General features: G+C 66.3%; 11 protein-coding genes. 5 read left to right on the plus strand and 6 right to left on the minus strand.

The window, feature by feature from the left end:
- Positions 1 to 58 precede the first annotated feature (58 nt).
- Positions 59 to 664 carry a dCTP deaminase gene (gene dcd, locus ACI3KU_RS02805; RefSeq protein WP_404920764.1) on the plus strand — a complete coding sequence of 202 codons (606 nt, stop codon included), beginning with the start codon at positions 59 to 61 and terminating at the stop codon, positions 662 to 664.
- 81 nt (positions 665 to 745) lie between these two features.
- On the opposite strand, the gene ACI3KU_RS02810 is transcribed toward dcd, so the two are convergent.
- From ACI3KU_RS02810 to ACI3KU_RS02825, 4 genes are read right to left on the minus strand one after another with little or no spacing between them, the layout of a single operon-like run.
- Positions 746 to 1,510, minus strand: coding sequence for an ABC transporter permease (locus ACI3KU_RS02810; protein WP_404920765.1), 765 nt, complete (start codon positions 1,508 to 1,510; stop codon positions 746 to 748).
- Positions 1,510 to 2,295 carry an ABC transporter ATP-binding protein gene (locus tag ACI3KU_RS02815; protein WP_404920766.1) on the minus strand — a complete coding sequence of 262 codons (786 nt, stop codon included), beginning with the start codon at positions 2,293 to 2,295 and terminating at the stop codon, positions 1,510 to 1,512. The genes ACI3KU_RS02810 and ACI3KU_RS02815 overlap by 1 nt, the downstream gene beginning before the upstream one ends.
- Positions 2,292 to 2,663 carry a DUF1048 domain-containing protein gene (locus tag ACI3KU_RS02820; protein ID WP_404920767.1) on the minus strand — a complete coding sequence of 124 codons (372 nt, stop codon included), beginning with the start codon at positions 2,661 to 2,663 and terminating at the stop codon, positions 2,292 to 2,294. The genes ACI3KU_RS02815 and ACI3KU_RS02820 overlap by 4 nt, the downstream gene beginning before the upstream one ends.
- 1 nt (position 2,664) lies before the next feature.
- Positions 2,665 to 3,021: a PadR family transcriptional regulator gene (locus ACI3KU_RS02825; RefSeq protein ID WP_404920768.1), complete on the minus strand. Its 357-nt coding sequence runs from the start codon at positions 3,019 to 3,021 to the stop codon at positions 2,665 to 2,667.
- Between the two features lie 111 nt (positions 3,022 to 3,132).
- Here ACI3KU_RS02825 and ACI3KU_RS02830 point away from each other — a divergent pair, with 111 nt between their 5' ends.
- Positions 3,133 to 4,389, plus strand: a complete 1,257-nt coding sequence (locus tag ACI3KU_RS02830; protein ID WP_404920769.1) for an alpha/beta fold hydrolase — start codon at positions 3,133 to 3,135, stop codon at positions 4,387 to 4,389.
- A gap of 121 nt (positions 4,390 to 4,510) precedes the next feature.
- Positions 4,511 to 5,812 (plus strand): alpha-hydroxy-acid oxidizing protein, encoded by a 1,302-nt coding sequence (locus tag ACI3KU_RS02835; RefSeq protein ID WP_404920770.1) that lies wholly within the window; start codon positions 4,511 to 4,513, stop codon positions 5,810 to 5,812.
- A gap of 207 nt (positions 5,813 to 6,019) precedes the next feature.
- On the opposite strand, the gene ACI3KU_RS02840 is transcribed toward ACI3KU_RS02835, so the two are convergent.
- Positions 6,020 to 7,420: an MFS transporter gene (locus ACI3KU_RS02840; protein WP_404920771.1), complete on the minus strand. Its 1,401-nt coding sequence runs from the start codon at positions 7,418 to 7,420 to the stop codon at positions 6,020 to 6,022.
- A gap of 90 nt (positions 7,421 to 7,510) precedes the next feature.
- Positions 7,511 to 8,803 (minus strand): glycosyl hydrolase, encoded by a 1,293-nt coding sequence (locus ACI3KU_RS02845; RefSeq protein ID WP_404920772.1) that lies wholly within the window; start codon positions 8,801 to 8,803, stop codon positions 7,511 to 7,513.
- 244 nt (positions 8,804 to 9,047) lie between these two features.
- Here ACI3KU_RS02845 and ACI3KU_RS02850 point away from each other — a divergent pair, with 244 nt between their 5' ends.
- Both ACI3KU_RS02850 and ACI3KU_RS02855 read left to right on the plus strand, forming a co-directional pair.
- A complete protein-coding gene (locus ACI3KU_RS02850; RefSeq protein WP_404920773.1) occupies positions 9,048 to 10,433 on the plus strand; it encodes a glycine--tRNA ligase in 1,386 nt (461 codons plus the stop codon).
- A gap of 241 nt (positions 10,434 to 10,674) precedes the next feature.
- Positions 10,675 to 17,140 (plus strand): isopeptide-forming domain-containing fimbrial protein (locus tag ACI3KU_RS02855; RefSeq protein WP_404920774.1); only part of this gene is annotated, 6,466 nt, incomplete at its 3' end.

The following is a 17,140-nucleotide window of genomic DNA, read 5'->3' on the forward strand; positions in this document are numbered from 1 at the left end:
GTCATGCACTCGCGTCACACCTGCGCACGCCGGGCGAGGTGAGCCGTAGGCTGTGGACGTGCTGCTTTCGGATCGCGATATCAAGGCCGGACTCGCTGACGGGCGGATCGCCCTCGACCCCTTCGACCCGGCGATGGTTCAGCCGTCGAGTGTGGACGTCCGCCTTGACCGCTACTTCCGCCTCTTCGACAATCACAAGTATCCGTTCATCGATCCGTCGCAGGATCAGCCCGAGCTCACCCGTCTCATCGAAGTCGACCCGGACGAGCCGTTCATCCTGCACCCCGGGGAGTTCGTGCTCGGCTCGACGTACGAGCAGATCACGCTGCCCGACGACATCGCCGCGCGGCTGGAGGGCAAGTCCTCGCTCGGTCGCCTCGGGTTGCTCACGCACTCGACTGCGGGCTTCATTGATCCTGGCTTCTCCGGCCACGTGACGCTGGAGCTCTCCAACGTCGCGACCCTGCCCATCAAGCTGTGGCCCGGGATGAAGATCGGGCAGGTCTGCTACTTCCGACTCACCTCACCGGCCGAGAACCCCTACGGATCCGGTCCGTACGGCAACCGGTATCAGGGTCAGCGCGGACCGACCGCCTCGCGCTCGTTCCAGAACTTCCACCGCACCGACGTGTCCACCACCGACGCCGGATCAACCGGCGCATAGCGGGCCTCCCCGAACCGCCACGAACCGCCTCCGGGGCACCGAGGTGCCGGAGGCGGTTCGTCGCGGTTCGCGAAGCAGTGATCACCGGATGCGCTTTCGGTAGACGGCGATGGCGAATCCATACGCCACCAGGAGCAGTCCCACCAGCCACGCGAGTGCCACCCAGATGGCGGAGCCGACGGGCTCGCCGGCAAAGAGAGCGCGGATCGTGTTCACGATCGACGTCACCGGCTGGTACTCGGCGAACCAGGCGACGGGGCCGGGCATCGTCGAGGTGGGAACGAACGCGGAGCTGATGAACGGCAGGAAGATCAGCGGGTAGCTGAAGGCACTCGCGCCGTCCACCGTCTTCGCGGAGAGCCCGGCGATCACGGCCAGCCAGGTGAGTGACAGCGTGAACAGCACGAGGATTCCGATTACCGCGAGCCACGCACCCACGGAGGCACCGGTGCGGAAGCCGAGGGCGAAAGCCACACCCACCACGATCGCGACCGACACCAGGTTGGCGACGAGCGAGGTGAGCACGTGCGCCCACAGCACGCTGGAGCGGGCGATCGGCATGGACTGGAACCGCTCGACGATGCCGCCCTGCAGATCCAGGAACAGCCGGTACGAGGTGTACGCGATCCCCGACGCGATCGTGATCAGCAGGATGCCCGGGAGCATGTAGTCGATGTACGACCCGGGTGCTCCGGTGCGGATCGCGCCGCCGAGCACGAAGACGAACAGCAGCATCAGGGCGATAGGCGTCACCGCTGTCGTGATGATGGTGTCAGGGCTGCGCAGGATGTGGCGCAGTGAGCGCCCGGTGAGAACGGCGGTGTCGCCGAGAACGTGACTGGTCATCACGCGACCTCCTTCTTGATCGTGTCGGTGCCGGCGCGGGGGCCGACGAGAGTGAGGAAGACCTCCTCGAGAGTGGGCTGCTTCTCGACGTATTCGACCTTCGCCTGCGGGAGCAGGCTCTTGAGCTCGGCGAGAGTGCCGTTCTGGATGATCGTGCCCTCGTGGAGGATGGCGATCCGGTCGGCCAGCTGCTCGGCCTCATCCAGGTACTGCGTGGTCAGCAGCACCGTGGTGCCGTGGGCAGCGAGCTCCTTCACCGTCTCCCACACCTCGATTCGCGCCTGCGGATCCAGGCCGGTGGTCGGCTCGTCGAGGAAGATCACCGGTGGGTTGCCGATGAGGCTCATCGCGATGTCGAGGCGACGACGCATACCGCCGGAGTAGGTGCCGGCGCGGCGCGATCCGGCGTCGGTGAGTGAGAACCGCGCGAGCAGGTCGTCGGCGATCGCCCCGGGGTCGGGCAGGTGGCGCAGCTTCGCCACGAGCACGAGGTTCTCGCGACCCGTGAGCACCTCGTCGACGGCGGCGAACTGGCCCGTGAGGCTGATCGACTCACGGATGCTGTCGGGCGCTGTGGCGACATCGAAGCCCTGGATGGTGGCGGATCCGCCGTCGGCTGTGAGCAGCGTCGAGAGGATCCGCACCAGGGTGGTCTTTCCGGCGCCGTTCGAGCCGAGCAGGGCGAAGATGCTGCCACGCTCCACGTCGAAGTCGACGCCGCGCAGCACGCGCAGGTCGCCGAATGACTTCGTGACGCCGCGGACGCTGATGGCTGGGGTGGTCATGACCGTGTTTCCTTTCCTGCTGCCTCGTCGATCGCGCGGGTGAAGCGGGCGCGCTCCTTGTCGATCCATTCGCGGCCGGCGTAGGCGCGGGCGAAGGTCTCGGCGAAATCGATCGGGTCGTCGCCGACGATGGCGCGCACCGGGGTGCCGTCCACGGAGGCGGTCTCCCACAGATCGGCGAGGTCGGTGAACATGCGGGTCATGGTGTCGCCGTCGGTGATGCCGCTGGCGTACATGAGATAGCGGTGCATCGCCGTGGCGGCGGTGGCGTACGGCTGGGGGAGGGCCTCGATGCGGGCCTTGTCGGTGCGGTACTGCTTCTTCTGTTCGAGCGATCCGGTGATCACTTCGATCCACTTCGCGGCCATGTCAGGCTCCTTCGTTGGTTGTGGTGTTGCGGGTGTCGGTGTGGCGGAGCTGTTCGATGTGCTCTGCGAGGAAGCTCCAGGTCCCCCAGAATTCCGCGAGTTGATCCCGCCCCTGTGCGTTCAGCGAGAAGACCTTTCTCGGCGGGCCCTTCTCTGACGGGACCTTCTCCACGTCGACCAGGCCGCGCTGCTCGATCCGAACCAGCAGGGCGTACACGGTGCCCTCGGCGATATCGGTGAAGCCGCCGTCGCGCAGTCTCGTCGTGATCTCGTACCCGTAGGCCGATCTCTCGGCCAGGATCGCCAGGACGATGCCCTCGAGCGTGCCCTTGAGCATCTCGGTCATCTGACTTGCCATCGCGATCGCCTCCTCTACTCAGCGTTGTTGACTACCGGTACAAAGTAACACTGAGTACCGGTACTTAGCAACACCGAATAGCGAACTTTTTCTGAGACCCGCGGCCCTACGATGGGAGCCGTGACCACCACCACCCGCCGCATGCTGGATCTCACCGTCGACGACCACGTCATCACCGTTCCGCTGGTGTGGGGTGATGGCTCCGATCCGCGCACCATCGACGTGCACGCGGCGGTCGTCACGCGCGAGGGTGGCGAGAACCTGCCGTACCTCACGTTCCTCCAGGGCGGGCCGGGCAACGAAGCGCCGTCGCCGTTCCACGCTCCGCTGGCACCCGGGTGGCTGGACGCCGCGCTGCAGGAGTATCGCGTGGTCATGCTCGACCAGCGCGGTACCGGCAAGTCGACGCCGGTGAGCGACGCGATCCTGGACTCTGGGATCGATGTGGCCGAGTACCTCACGCACCTCCGTGCCGACGCGATCGTCCGCGACGCCGAGGCGATGCGCGAACACCTGGGTGCCCGCACCTGGAACACGCTGGGGCAGTCTTTCGGTGGGTTCACGACGCTCGCGTATCTGACCACTGATGCCGCCTCCCTCGACGACGTCTACATCACGGGCGGACTCAGCGCGGTGGGCCGCCACCCCGACGACGTCTACGCGCTCTGCTACGACAAGATGCGCGTGATGACCGAGCGGTACTACCGGCGCTTCCCGGAACATCGCGATGCCATGCGTCGTCTGGTGGATCTCGCCGATGCGGGGCGCATCGTCCTGCCGGGTGGCGAGATCGTGTCGGTGTCGCGCCTGCGGTCGATCGGCTCGGCACTGGGTGACGACAACGGCTGGCAGCGGCTGTGGGGAGTGCTCGATGGCGACCCGGCGACCAACGCCTTCCGCTACGACCTCGCCGCGCTCATGCCGTTTGGGGGTCGCAACCCGCTGTACTACGTGTTCCACGAGTCCAGCTATGCCGACGGATTCGCGACGAACTGGTCTGCCGAACGCACCGAGCCGCAGGACTACCGTGACGATGTCACCCTCTTCACGGGCGAGCACGTGCGGCGTGAGTGGACTCGCACCGTCCCCGCATTCCAGCCGTGGGCCGAGGTGGTCGACACCCTCGCCGTGCACGAGTGGCCGAAGCTGTACGACGCGGAGGCGATCGCCGCATCCGGCGCGACGGGTGCCGCGTCGATCTACGTCAACGACGTCTACGTCCCGGTGGAGTTCTCGCTGGAGACGGCGGCGCTGATCCCGGGCGTGCACACGTACCTCACGAGCGCGAACGAGCACTCCGGCCTCCGCACCGGCTCCGCCGTGCTCCCGCACCTCATCGACCTCGCCCGCGGCCGCGTGATTCGCTGATCCACCCGGCACGCGTGCGCCCTCGTCGCGCGTTCCGTTGCCGGGCGAGTGCGATGAGGCGCGGGAGCCCGGCGACGTACGAGCGATGCGGTTGCCGGAGGAGGGACCTAGGCTGGCCCTCATGAGCAGTGCAGCTCCCGGCGGCTTCGGCCGCGAGACCCAGTCGTCCGTGTATCGCGCCGGAATCAGCGGCGCGAAGCCCGCTGTTCCCACGGCGCCCGACGCTCTCGAAGATCGAGCCCGTCGGGCGATGTCCACGGAGGCGTTCGCGTACATCGCCGGGGGAGCGGGCGGTGAATCCACCGTCGCCGCGAATCGTGCCGCCTTTGATGACTGGCAGATCTGGCCGCGCCCGCTGCGTGATGTATCGCAGCGGGATCTCTCCACCAACTTCTTCGGTCGCGTCCGTCGTACGCCGTTCCTGCTCGCGCCCCTCGGCGTGATGGAACTCGCGCATTCCGATGCCGATCGCGCCGTGGCGCATGCTGCGGCGGCACTCGGTGTGCCGTATGTGCTCAGCAGTCAGGCGTCGTTCTCGATGGAGGCCGTCGCGGCAGCGGCGCCGCAGGGTGAGCGGTGGTTCCAGCTCTACTGGTCCGCGTCCGATGCGCTCAACGAATCGCTGCTGCGTCGGGCGGGTGAGATCGGGTGCACGGCGATCGTCATCACGGTCGACACGCACATCCTGGGATGGCGCACACGTGATCTCGACCTTGCGTACCTGCCGTTCACTCGCGGCCTGGGCCTGGCGCAGTACACCTCCGATCCTGTCTTCCGGGCCATTGTGGAGGACCGCGCGCGTGAGCCGCGTGAGGAGGGTCCGTCGGTGCGCGTCACCCCGCAGGCGGTGGCCGCGGGCCTCAGCATCGCGCGGACCGGGCGTGCGATCACCGGCACCGGCCTGCGCGACAGCCTCCGATCACCGCTGCCGCGCTTGGCGATCGAGACGTTCCTCGACGTGTTCTCCACTCCCACGCTCACGTGGGACGACCTGGCGCGGGCGCGCTCCTGGACGCACCTCCCGATCATCGTGAAGGGCATCGTTCATCCCGATGACGCCGAAGCGGCGCTCGCAGCCGGTGCCGACGGCATCTGGATCTCCAACCACGGTGGTCGCCAGATCGACCGCTCCGTCCCGACGCTCGCTGTGCTTCCGGAGATCGCCGAACGGATCGGGACGCGCGCACCGATCATCTTCGATTCCGGTATCCGCGGCGGGGCCGATGCCGCCATCGCGCTCGCGCTCGGGGCCACATCGGTGGCGATTGGCCGCTCCTACGCCTACGGACTCGGTATCGCTGGCGAGCATGGCGTGCACGAGGTCATCCGCAATCACATCGCCGAGCTCGACATCACACTCGGCCTCGCCGGCCACACCGCGGTGCGTGAGCTGTCTCCGGATTCACTCCGCCGCGTTCGCTGACACCGCCGCAGGTGACGCAACGCCGTCGCAGCAGCGCCGCCGTGTCGCGAACGGAGGGTATTTTCGCGAATCGAGGGCCGAATTGGTGTCGGGACACTGTTTCGGCGTGAATCTCCTCCGTTCGTGCACAACGCACCCGGCCTGCGGCTGCGGACCGGAGTGACGGCAGCACCGAAGCCCGGATGAGGATCAGCGCCCAGCGAGGGCTCAGTCCGGAAGCGCCGGGTGCGGCTCCCGGTACCCACGGCGCGGGATGCACAGCGCGAGCACCAGCGCGATGACCGCAGCGCCCGCACCCAGAGCGAAGGAGATGCGGAACGCCTCCGGGCTCGGGACCACGCCCTCGCCGAACGGAACGGTATCCGCGGCCAGTACGGCAGCGACGACCGCGGCGGCGACACTGGTGCCGAGAGAACGGAACAGCGAGTTCAGCCCGTTCGATGCGCCCGTCTCGCTGGCGGGAACGGAGCGCATGATGAGCATCGGCATCGCGGCGTATCCGAAGCCGATGCCGAAGCCGATGAGGATGTTCGCCACCAGGATCTGCCAGATCTCGGTGCTCCACAGCAGGGTGAACACGTAGGCCGCGATGATCGACGCGGACCCGAGCACCAGAAGCAGCTGTGGTCCGACGGCACGCGACAGCCGACCCGACAGCGGCGACAGGATCATCATCACGATGCCCGACGGCATCACGATGAGGCTGGCCGACAACAATGACAGGCCGAATCCGGAGCCCGACTCGACCGGCAGCTCCAGCATCTGCGGATAGACCACGTTCGAGGCGAACAGGCCGAAGCCGAGGGCGATCGAGGCCAGGTTGGTGAGCAGCACCGGTCGCCGCGCCGCCACGCGAAGGTCGAGCAACGGCTCCGCGATGCGAAGCTCGTACCAGCCCCACACCAGCAGCACCACGATGCCGCCGATGCCGGAGGCGAGGGTCGGCAGCGACGCCCAGCCCCACGACGCACCGCGTGACACCGCCAACAGGATCCCGAGCAGACCGATCGCGAGCCCGACGGCACCCAGGACATCGAACCGACCGCCGGAGCGCAGCACGCTGACGGGGATGATCCACGCCACGAGAATGAACACGATCGCACCGAGCGCGCCGGCGATCCAGAACAGCAGGTGCCAGTCGGCGTTCATCGTGACGAAGGCGCTCACCGGCAGCCCGATCGCGCCGCCCACGCCGAGCGTCGCGGAGATGAGGGCGATGGACGAATCGATGCGATCCTCATGCAGCACGTCGCGCAGCACCGAGATGCCGAGCGGGATCACACCCGTGGCGGCGCCCTGCAGCACCCGCCCCAGCACCATCCACGTGAGGTCGTGCGAGAGAGCGGCGATCACGGATCCGACGATCAGGATCCCCAGCAGCACCAGGATGATGCGGCGCTTGCCGTACATGTCGCCGAGTCGACCCGCGATCGGCGTGATCACCGCGGCGGACAGCAACGTGGAGGTGACGACCCACGCGGTGTCGTCGCGGCTGGCGTTCAGAAGTTCCGGGAGCGCGGCCTGGATCGGCACAACGAGCGTGAACATGAAGGACGAGCACAGACCTGCCACAGCGAGGACGGCGACCACCGCGGCCGAGTTGGGCATTCGGGGCAGATTGCGTCGTTCGTCTCGTACCACTGATCCACCCTATGTGCCGGCGGCACACCCTCGGCCCGCCGCCGCCGGATCAGCCGATCACAGCACCACGGTGTTGTTCGACGAGTACGTGCCCACGCCGGTGGAGAGGTCGGGATGCACCAGCTCGGTGATGCCCCGCGTCGCGAGAGCGTCGGGATCGGCAACCGCCAGCGAGGTGACGAACGTCGGGTCCGCGCCATCGGATGTGGCATCGACCCAGGCCTGAAAGATCGCACCGCCCGGGCTCATCGCGCCGCGGCTGATCGGAATCTCCTCGTCGTCCACATCGATCACGATGCCGAGCGAACGATGCGGCACCGGGCGCCGCTCGCGCAGCTCCGGGATGATCTCCGCGAACCGGCGCCCGATCGGCTTGGCCGCGCCGGTGTTGTCGATGAGGCCGAGCGAGTACTCCAGCTCCGGATAGTCCGCGAGAGCGCGACTCACGTCGTGCGAGCACCACCACGTGATGCCCCACAGATTGTCCGTGCGCAGCGCGGATCGCACGGTCGCCTCGAGGAAGTCGGGTGTTTCGGCCGGCTCCAGGCAGTTGGAGGGTGCCCCGACCTCCTGCAGCCAGATCGGACGGCTCGGGTCGGTTGCGAAGGCGCGCGACAGCTCGATCATGTACTCGGCGTGCCGGTCGGAGGCGGTTGATCGTCCCCCATAGCGCTGCGCGGTTCCGTTGAAGATCCAGGAGTGGACTGTGGTCATCGCGCCCAACCGGGCCGCGTGCGTCGGAACGAATCCGTGCCCGTCCATGTACCAGGCGGCGTCATACTCACTGTGCACGTGCTGCTGGGCGGGAGCGGTTCGTTCGGCTGCGTCCAGCAGTGTGGTGATCCACGTGCTCGCCTCTGCGGGCGTGACCGGCCACTGGTGCGGGTGCGTCGCTGCCGAGAACTGGTTCGTCTCGTTGCCCAGCGTGAAGCCGAGGAAGTTGCCGGCATCCCCCAACGCGGCACCGAGCCGCTCCACCAAAGCCACCTGGCCGCTGAGGGCATCTGGGTGGGTGAACATGTTCTTGTCGTGCCAGGTGAACAGCCACGACGGGATGAAGTCGAAGCTGGACAGGTGCCCCTGGATGACATCGACGCTGGCGTCGAGGCCGAACTCCGCGGCCACATCGACGACGGCGCGCACATCGGCGACCGCCTTCTCGCGGATCAGTGTGCGGTTGGGCTGCAGCACGCTCCAGAGCGGGAAGACCCGAACATGATCCAGCCCCAGCTCGGCAAGACCGGCGAAATCGCGGCGCACATCATCGAGATCGAGATCCAGCCAGGAGTGCATCCACTCGGTGGCAGGGGTGTAGTTCGCGCCGAAGCGCAGCGGGGTGTCGAGGGGCATCTGAGGCTCCGAATCTGCGGGTCGATCGACGGGAACGGTTCGACTATAGCGATTTAGTTGGGTGGTAGGAAGGGTGAGAACAAGAGGGAACCGCATCCGGACCCGAACCGCGGCTGCACCCGCCAGGACGGGTGCTGCGTACAGGTTGACGGCCCGCCGTCCCGGGTAGACTCAGAGGAGCGCGACCCCCGCGTTCTCGCATCTTCCCGCGTTCGCGCATCACAAGACGACCATTGGAGCCACCGTGGCCGAGCAGTCCCGCCTCGACAAAGTCATCGCCCTCGCCCGCCACCGCGGGTTCGTGTTCCAAGCGGGTGAGATCTACGGTGGTTCGCGTTCGGCCTGGGACTACGGCCCCCTCGGCACCGAGCTGAAGGAGAACATCCGTCGGCAGTGGTGGCAGACGTTCGTGCGCGGGCGCGGCGACATGGTGGGCCTGGACTCCTCGGTGATCCTGCCCAAGCGCGTCTGGGAGGCGTCGGGTCATGTCGCCACTTTCACCGACCCGCTCGTGGAGTGCCTGAGCTGTCACAAGCGGTTCCGCGAAGACACCCTCATCGAGGACTTCGAGGCACGCAAGGGGCGCGCCCCGCAGGGCGGTCTTGCCGAGATCGCGTGCCCGAACTGCGGCACCCGCGGTCAGTGGACCGAGCCGCGTGCGTTCTCCGGTCTGGTGAAGAGCTACCTCGGCGTGGTCGACGACGAGTCGGGCCTGTACTACCTGCGTCCCGAGACCGCGCAGGGCATCTTCGTGAACTTCGCCAACGTGGTCACCGCGGCGCGTAAGAAGCCGCCGTTCGGCATCGGCCAGGTGGGCAAGGCGTTCCGCAACGAGATCACGCCGGGCAACTTCATCTTCCGCACGCGCGAGTTCGAGCAGATGGAGATCGAGTTCTTCGTGCCGCCGGCCGAGGCGGGCGAGTGGTTCCAGCACTGGGTGGACGCCTGCTGGAACTGGTTCATCGATCTCGGGATCACCCCGGAGAACATGCGTCAGTTCGATGTTCCCGAAGACGACCGCGCGCACTACTCGGCAGGCACGATCGACTTCGAGTACCGCTTCGGCTTCCCGGGCAAGGAGTGGGGCGAGCTCATGGGTGTGGCCAACCGCACCGACTACGACCTCTCCAGCCACACGGAGGCCTCCGGCACCAGCCTCACCTACTTCGACCAGGCATCGGGAGAGCGCTACACGCCGTACGTGATCGAGCCGTCGTTCGGTCTCACGCGCTCGATGATGGCCTTCCTCGTCGACGCGTACGAGGAAGAGGAAGTGCCGAACGCGAAGGGTGGCACCGACACCCGCACGGTGCTGAAGCTGGACCCGCGTCTGGCGCCCGTCAAGGTGGCCGTGCTTCCGCTCAGCCGCAATGAACGGCTGTCCCCGCTTGCGCGCCAGGTGGCCGACGAACTGCGCGGCCGCTGGGTGATCGACTTCGATGATGCCGGTGCGATCGGTCGCCGCTACCGTCGGCAGGATGAGATCGGCACGCCGTTCTGCGTGACGATCGACTTCGACTCGCTGGACGATGACGCGGTCACCGTGCGTGATCGCGACACCATGGCGCAGGAGCGTGTGGCACTTGCGGACCTCAACGCCTACCTCACGGAGCGCCTGAAGGGCGCCTGACCCGGTGTCTCGCAATGCCCCCACCGGATGGTGGGGGCATTGTCGCTTGTGGGGTGACGGACTCGATCCGCACACCAATGACCCCAATATTGGGGTCATTGGTGTGCGTCGCTGTCATGATTTCCCAGCCGGAGGTTAGCCTCGAATGACGTGTAGGTGCCGGCGCATGGGGCCCGGCGTGTGGCTGTGGTCTCCCGACCGGGTCCGCACCCCCTACACGCCATTCCTGGGGAGGATGATCATGCGCTTATTTGCGCGCTCTCGTCGGCGATCCGACGACAACCGAATCCAACAAGCCACGTCGCGCCGAGCCGGGAAGTTCGCCACTGTGCTGCTGACGGCTGCGCTGCTTCTGGTGCCGATGCTCACGGCACCGACCGCGGCACTGGCCGCGGGCGGAACCTTGAACATGACGATGGACGCGGTGAACCCGACGGTGCTCTCGGGCGCCGGGGCATCTTTCCGCGTCCAGTGGACCTGTAGCGGCGCGGGCAGTTGTGATGGTGCCGAGATTCGTATTCCGCTGCCCACCGCTATGCCGGGTAGTACAGCATTCCCGGGTGGTGTGCCGCTCACAGTCAGCAGCCAGAGCCAGGTGAGCATTGACGGCGCCGACATCCCGGGATCGGGAACCGTCGTCGGCACCGCTCCCAACCAGGAACTGGTGTGGACGTTCCCCGCGACGGTCGCGACCGGTAAGTCCGGCACCGTGACGTTCACGCTCGTGGCACCGAATAACATCACCCCCGATGGCTCCACGATCACTCCCGTCGCCACCTTCACTGCTACGGGTGCTGCGCCGATCGTGGCGCAGGGTACGACGACTGTGACCGCTGACGTCTCGCTGCAGACGCTGAAGACCAAGTCTGTACCCACCGATGTGCCCTACGTCGATCAGCAGATCACCTACAACATCTACCTCGGCTACGACTCGCAGTTCCCGCTCTCCAGCGGAGTGAACTACGCACGCTCGATGGCCGATGTCTGCGCGTCCTTGGGAACGCAGGCTCTCCAGAACATCGTCGTCGTCGACACGCTGCTGCCTGGGGCGCAGTTCGTCAGCGCGAACAACGGCGGTGTGTACAACGCCGCCACCAACACGATCACCTGGAATCTCGGTTCCTCGATCGACGACACGACCCACGCATGTCAGCCGTTCAGCGGGTCAACGGCGTGGACCGGTGCGGCGCTGCAGGTCGCGGTGAAGTATCCCAGTCCCACGTTCACAGCGAACCCGAGCCCGACGGCCGTCACCAACAACGTGTCCGTCTCAGCAAATGCGTGGGGCCAGCCCGGCACCGTTCTGACGGACACTTCGTCCACATCGCACGGTCTTCGGGTGGGAAGCCCGGGAGCCAGCGTGTCCAAGATGCCCGGGTACGACTGGGCTATCGGCAACCCCGCCTACCGGGGAACAGCGGATAGCCGCATGTTCACCCTTTCGGTCCGGTCGAACGATGCGCAGCCCGCACGTTGGCAGGTCACCGACATGATGCCGTGTGACTTCACCTCACCCATCAACACGTCCAACACGGGCTGTGCCACGCCGGGAGTTACAGATCTGAACTTCAGCGCCTCGGGTGAGTTCAACGAAGTGCATGTCAACTACACGACCAACACCGGCGCCACCGGCGTGTGTGTCCTGCCCGCAGGCACGACGACGGAAGACCGCTATTGCGTTGGAACGACCGGCGATCGCACGCCGATCTCGCTCCCTGCGGGTCAGTGGATCACGAAGTTCGAGATCGACACCCAGATTCCCGCGTTCGGCGGTGGATGGATCTACGTCCACGGAACCCCGGGCGCGAATCTGCCGACCGACAACGTCTCTGTCGCCTACCGCAACCCGAACCTGAATGTCGACCGTTCGGATGTACACCCGTGGTACGTCACTCTGGAGAATTGCACTGAGCTCAACCGAGTGACCTACCAGGACGGTCGCGTCTGGAATCCGACTCCCAACCCGCAGTATGCGAGCGACAACGGCGGCATCTGTGGTTACCGCCAGGTTATGACGACGCCTTACGACCTGCGGCCCGTGAAATCGATGTACGACCCCGCGATTCCCGTCGCGAACCGCCCGGCAGTGCCGGCGGTGGAGACGGGGGACACCCTGACGGTCGATCTCACCATTCGTCGCTCGTCGTGGGAAGGTCCGCAGTCGGTTCGCGACACGGCGAACATCACGCCGACGGTCACCGAGTACCTCCCGTCCAATCTCACGATGGTGCCGGGATCACTGCAGATCGTGCCGATCACCACCGGTGAGGCCGGCTTCGTCGCCGCTCTCGGTGCACCCAACCTCGAAACCGAGACCGTCACGATCAACGGCGAGCAGCGCGAGAAGGTCACGGTGACCTTCCCCAACGCCGCGACGACCGGAGCGAATAGCCTCGCCAAGACCGCGTACGTGCGGTTCCAGGTGCAGGTGAACGACGGCGTCCCTGCGGGCACATACACGAACACGTACCTACTGTCCGGAGCCGAAGCCGGTCCCGGCATCGGCAACACCTACCTGGTGTGCTCGACGGGCACGTTGGTCGACGCGAACCTGCAACCGACCACCGACCGCGCTGTTGCTGTGGGCTGCCTCGCCACCGCGCAGTACACCGTGCTGCCCGTTCCGGGAGTCAGCACCGACAAGCAGGTGCAGGGCGTCTACGATCAGGCACCGGTGTCCGCTCCCGGCATCGGCACGACCAGCATCGACGGACCGGCGTCCTACACGATCGACGTCACCAATTCGGGCTCGGTCGACATCACCAACGTGGTGTCGTACGACCTGCTGCCCCGCGTCGGTGACACGCTGACGCTGCCTGGCACCTCCCAGCCGCGCAACTCCGAGTTCGCGGTGAAGCTGACAGGACCCGTGCCGGCTCCTGCGGGTGCCACCGTCCAGTACTCGACCGCGCTGAATCCCTGCCGAGGCGAACTGGCGGGAACAGGTGGCGGGACGACCGCCAGCGCACCCGCCGGCTGCGCCAACGATTGGAGTCTCGTTCCTGCCGGTGGCGACTTCTCTGCCGTGACGGCGATCCGCATCGACTTCGGTACCACCGTCTTCTCGGCGGGGCGCTCCGAGCAGCTGACGCTGTCGGTCACCACCGTGGCGGACGGCAGTTCGCTGGACGGTGTGGCCTGGAACAACGTCGCGATCACGGCGCGTGAGGCCGCGTCCGGCAGCCCGACACTGCCTACCGAGCAGAGCCCGGTGGGTCTGCAGATGCTGCCCGATCTGTCATGGAAAAAGGTGGACGGTGCCTCTGGTGCTCTCCTCGCCGGATCTGAGTGGACCGTCGCGATCGCGGACGGTCGCGTCGACGACCGCTTCCCGATGACGGTCGTGGACTGCGCTGGTGCTCCGTGCGCGGGTGCTGACCAAGATCCCGTCGCCGGTCAGTTCCGCCTCGTGGGCCTGCCCTGGGGCGAGTACACACTCACCGAGACGGGCGTACCTCCCGGCTACATCGGTCTCACCGACCCCGTTGACGTCGCGCTGACGCCGGCGAACGTCACGGCTGGTGGGAACACCATGGATCTCGGTGGACTCGACAACGACAAGATCGTTCCGGGCCTGCATGTCAAGAAGACGTCGGATCCCGCGTCGGGTTCGACGGTCACACCGAACCAGGAGATCACGTACTCCGTGGTCGCTGAGAACACGGGTAACACGGTGCTGACCGGTGTGACTGTGACGGATGATCTGTCGGACGTGCTGGACAACGCGACGTTCGTCGCTGGTTCTGAGTCGTCGACCGTGGGTGCTGCTCCGGTGCTGTCGGGTACGACGCTGACGTGGAACGGTGATCTGCCGGTCGGTGGCACGGTGACCCTGTCGTACACGGTCACGGTGAACGCTGATGTCGTGGCGACCGATGTTCTGAAGAACGTGGTTACCGGAACGTCGACCGAGGTGCCGTCCAACTGTGTGGAGGGATCCACCGATCCTGACTGCACGACAACGCACACGCCGACCCCGACGCCGGGCCTGCACGTCGTGAAGACGTCGGATCCCGCTTCCGGTTCGACGGTCACGCCGAATCAGGAGATCACGTACTCCGTGGTGGCATCCAACACGGGTAACACGGTGCTGACCGGTGTGGACATCACCGACGATCTGTCTGACGTGCTGGACAACGCGACATTCGTTGCTGGTTCTGAGTCGTCGACCGTGGGTTCTGCTCCGGTGCTGTCGGGGACGACGCTGACGTGGAACGGCGATCTGCCGGTCGGTGGCACGGTGACCCTGTCGTACACGGTCACGGTGAACGCTGATGTGGTGGCGACCGACGTTCTGAAGAACGTCGTTACCGGTACGTCGACCGAGACGCCGTCCAACTGTGTGCCGGAAGGTGCCGTGGTTGCTGCTGCTGCCGAGGGGCCGATGGCTCGTCGTGTGGTTCGCGATATCGCTGTAGCGCTGGCCGCTGCCGACGACCCTGACTGCTCGACGACGCACACGCCGACGCCGACCCCGGGTCTGCACATCGTGAAGACCTCGGACCCCGCTTCGGGTTCGACGGTGACCGCTGGGCAGGACGTCACGTACTCGGTGGTCGCCTCGAACACCGGCAACACGGTGCTGACGGGCGTGACCGTGACGGATGACCTGTCGGACGTCCTCGACAACGCCACGTTCGTGGTCGGGTCGGAGAATGCGTCCCTGGGCTCCACGCCGACGCTGTCGGGAACGACGCTGACGTGGACGGGTGACCTGCCCGTTGGTGCCACTGTCACCATCCGCTATACGGTCAAGGTCAAGGCCGACGTGGTTGCCACGGACGTGCTGCGCAACGTGGTCACCGGCGGTACGCCGGAGACGCCGTCGAACTGCGTGGAGGGCACCGGGGACCCGGAGTGCTCCACGGACCACCCGGTGTTGGGTGTGCCCGGTCTGCACGTCAAGAAGACGTCTGATCCGGCTTCGGGTTCGACGGTGACGCCGAGCCAGGAGATCACGTACTCCGTGGTCGCGTCCAACACGGGTAACACGGTGCTGACCGGTGTGACGGTGACGGATGACCTGTCGGACGTTCTCGACAACGCCGCGTTCGTCGCTGGTTCTGAGTCGTCGACCGTGGGTTCTGCTCCGGTGTTGTCTGGGACGACGCTGACATGGAACGGTGATCTGCCGGTCGGTGGCACGGTGACCTTGTCGTACACGGTCACGGTGAACGCTGATGTGGTGGCGACCGACCTTCTGCGCAACGTGGTCACCGGCGGTACGCCGGAGACGCCGTCGAACTGTGTCGAGGGATCGGATGATCCTGACTGCTCGACGACGCACCCGCCGACGCCGACCCCGGGTCTGCATGTGCTGAAGACGTCTGATCCGGCTTCGGGTTCGACGGTCACGCCGAATCAGGAGATCACGTACTCCGTGGTCGCGTCCAACACGGGTAACACGGTGCTGACCGGTGTGACTGTGACGGATGACCTGTCTGACGTGCTGGACAATGCGACGTTTGTCGCTGGTTCTGAGTCGTCGACGGTCGGTGCTGCTCCGGTGCTGTCTGGTACGACGCTGACCTGGAACGGCGATCTGCCGGTCGGTGGCACGGTGACCCTGTCGTACACGGTCACGGTGAACGCTGATGTGGTGGCGACCGACCTTCTGAAGAACGTCGTTACCGGAACGTCGACCGAGACGCCGTCCAACTGTGTGCAGGAGATGCCGGAAGACGCCGTGGTTGCTGCTGCTGCCGAGGGGCCGATGGCTCGTCGTGTGGTTCGCGATATCGCTGTAGCGCTGGCCGCTGCCGACGACCCTGACTGCTCGACGACGCACACGCCGACGCCGACCCCGGGTCTGCACATCGTGAAGACCGCGGACCCCGCTTCCGGTTCGACGGTCACGCCGGGTCAGGAGATCACGTACTCCGTGGTCGCGTCCAACACGGGTAACACGGTGCTGACCGGTGTGACTGTGACGGATGACCTGTCTGACGTGCTGGACAATGCGACGTTTGTCGCTGGTTCTGAGTCGTCGACGGTCGGTGCTGCTCCGGTGCTGTCTGGTACGACGCTGACCTGGAACGGCGATCTGCCGGTTGGTGGCACGGTGACCCTGTCGTACACGGTCACGGTTAATGCCGATGTGGTGGCGACCGATGTGCTGCGCAACGTGGTCACCGGCGGTACGCCGGAGACGCCGTCGAACTGTGTCGAGGGATCGGATGATCCTGACTGCTCGACGACGCACCCGCCGACGCCGACCCCGGGTCTGCACATCGTGAAGACCTCGGACCCGGCTTCGGGCACTGAGGTGAAGCCGGGCCAGGAGATCACGTACTCCGTGGTCGCTGAGAACACGGGTAACACGGTGCTGACCGGTGTGGACATCACCGACGATCTGTCTGACGTGCTGGACAACGCGACGTTCGTCGCTGGTTCTGAGTCGTCGACGGTCGGTGCTGCTCCGGTGCTGTCTGGGACGACGCTGACGTGGAACGGCGATCTGCCGGTCGGTGGCACGGTGACCCTGTCGTACACGGTCACGGTGAACGCCGATGTGGTGGCGACCGACGTTCTGCGCAACGTGGTCACCGGCGGTACGCCGGAGACGCCGTCGAACTGTGTGGAGGGATCGGATGATCCTGACTGCTCGACGACGCACCCGCCGACGCCGACCCCGGGTCTGCACATCGTGAAGACCTCGGACCCGGCTTCGGGCACTGAGGTGAAGCCGGGCCAGGAGATCACGTACT

The organism is Microbacterium sp. ZW T5_56 (genome assembly GCF_044987425.1).
Lineage (GTDB): Bacteria > Actinomycetota > Actinomycetes > Actinomycetales > Microbacteriaceae > Microbacterium.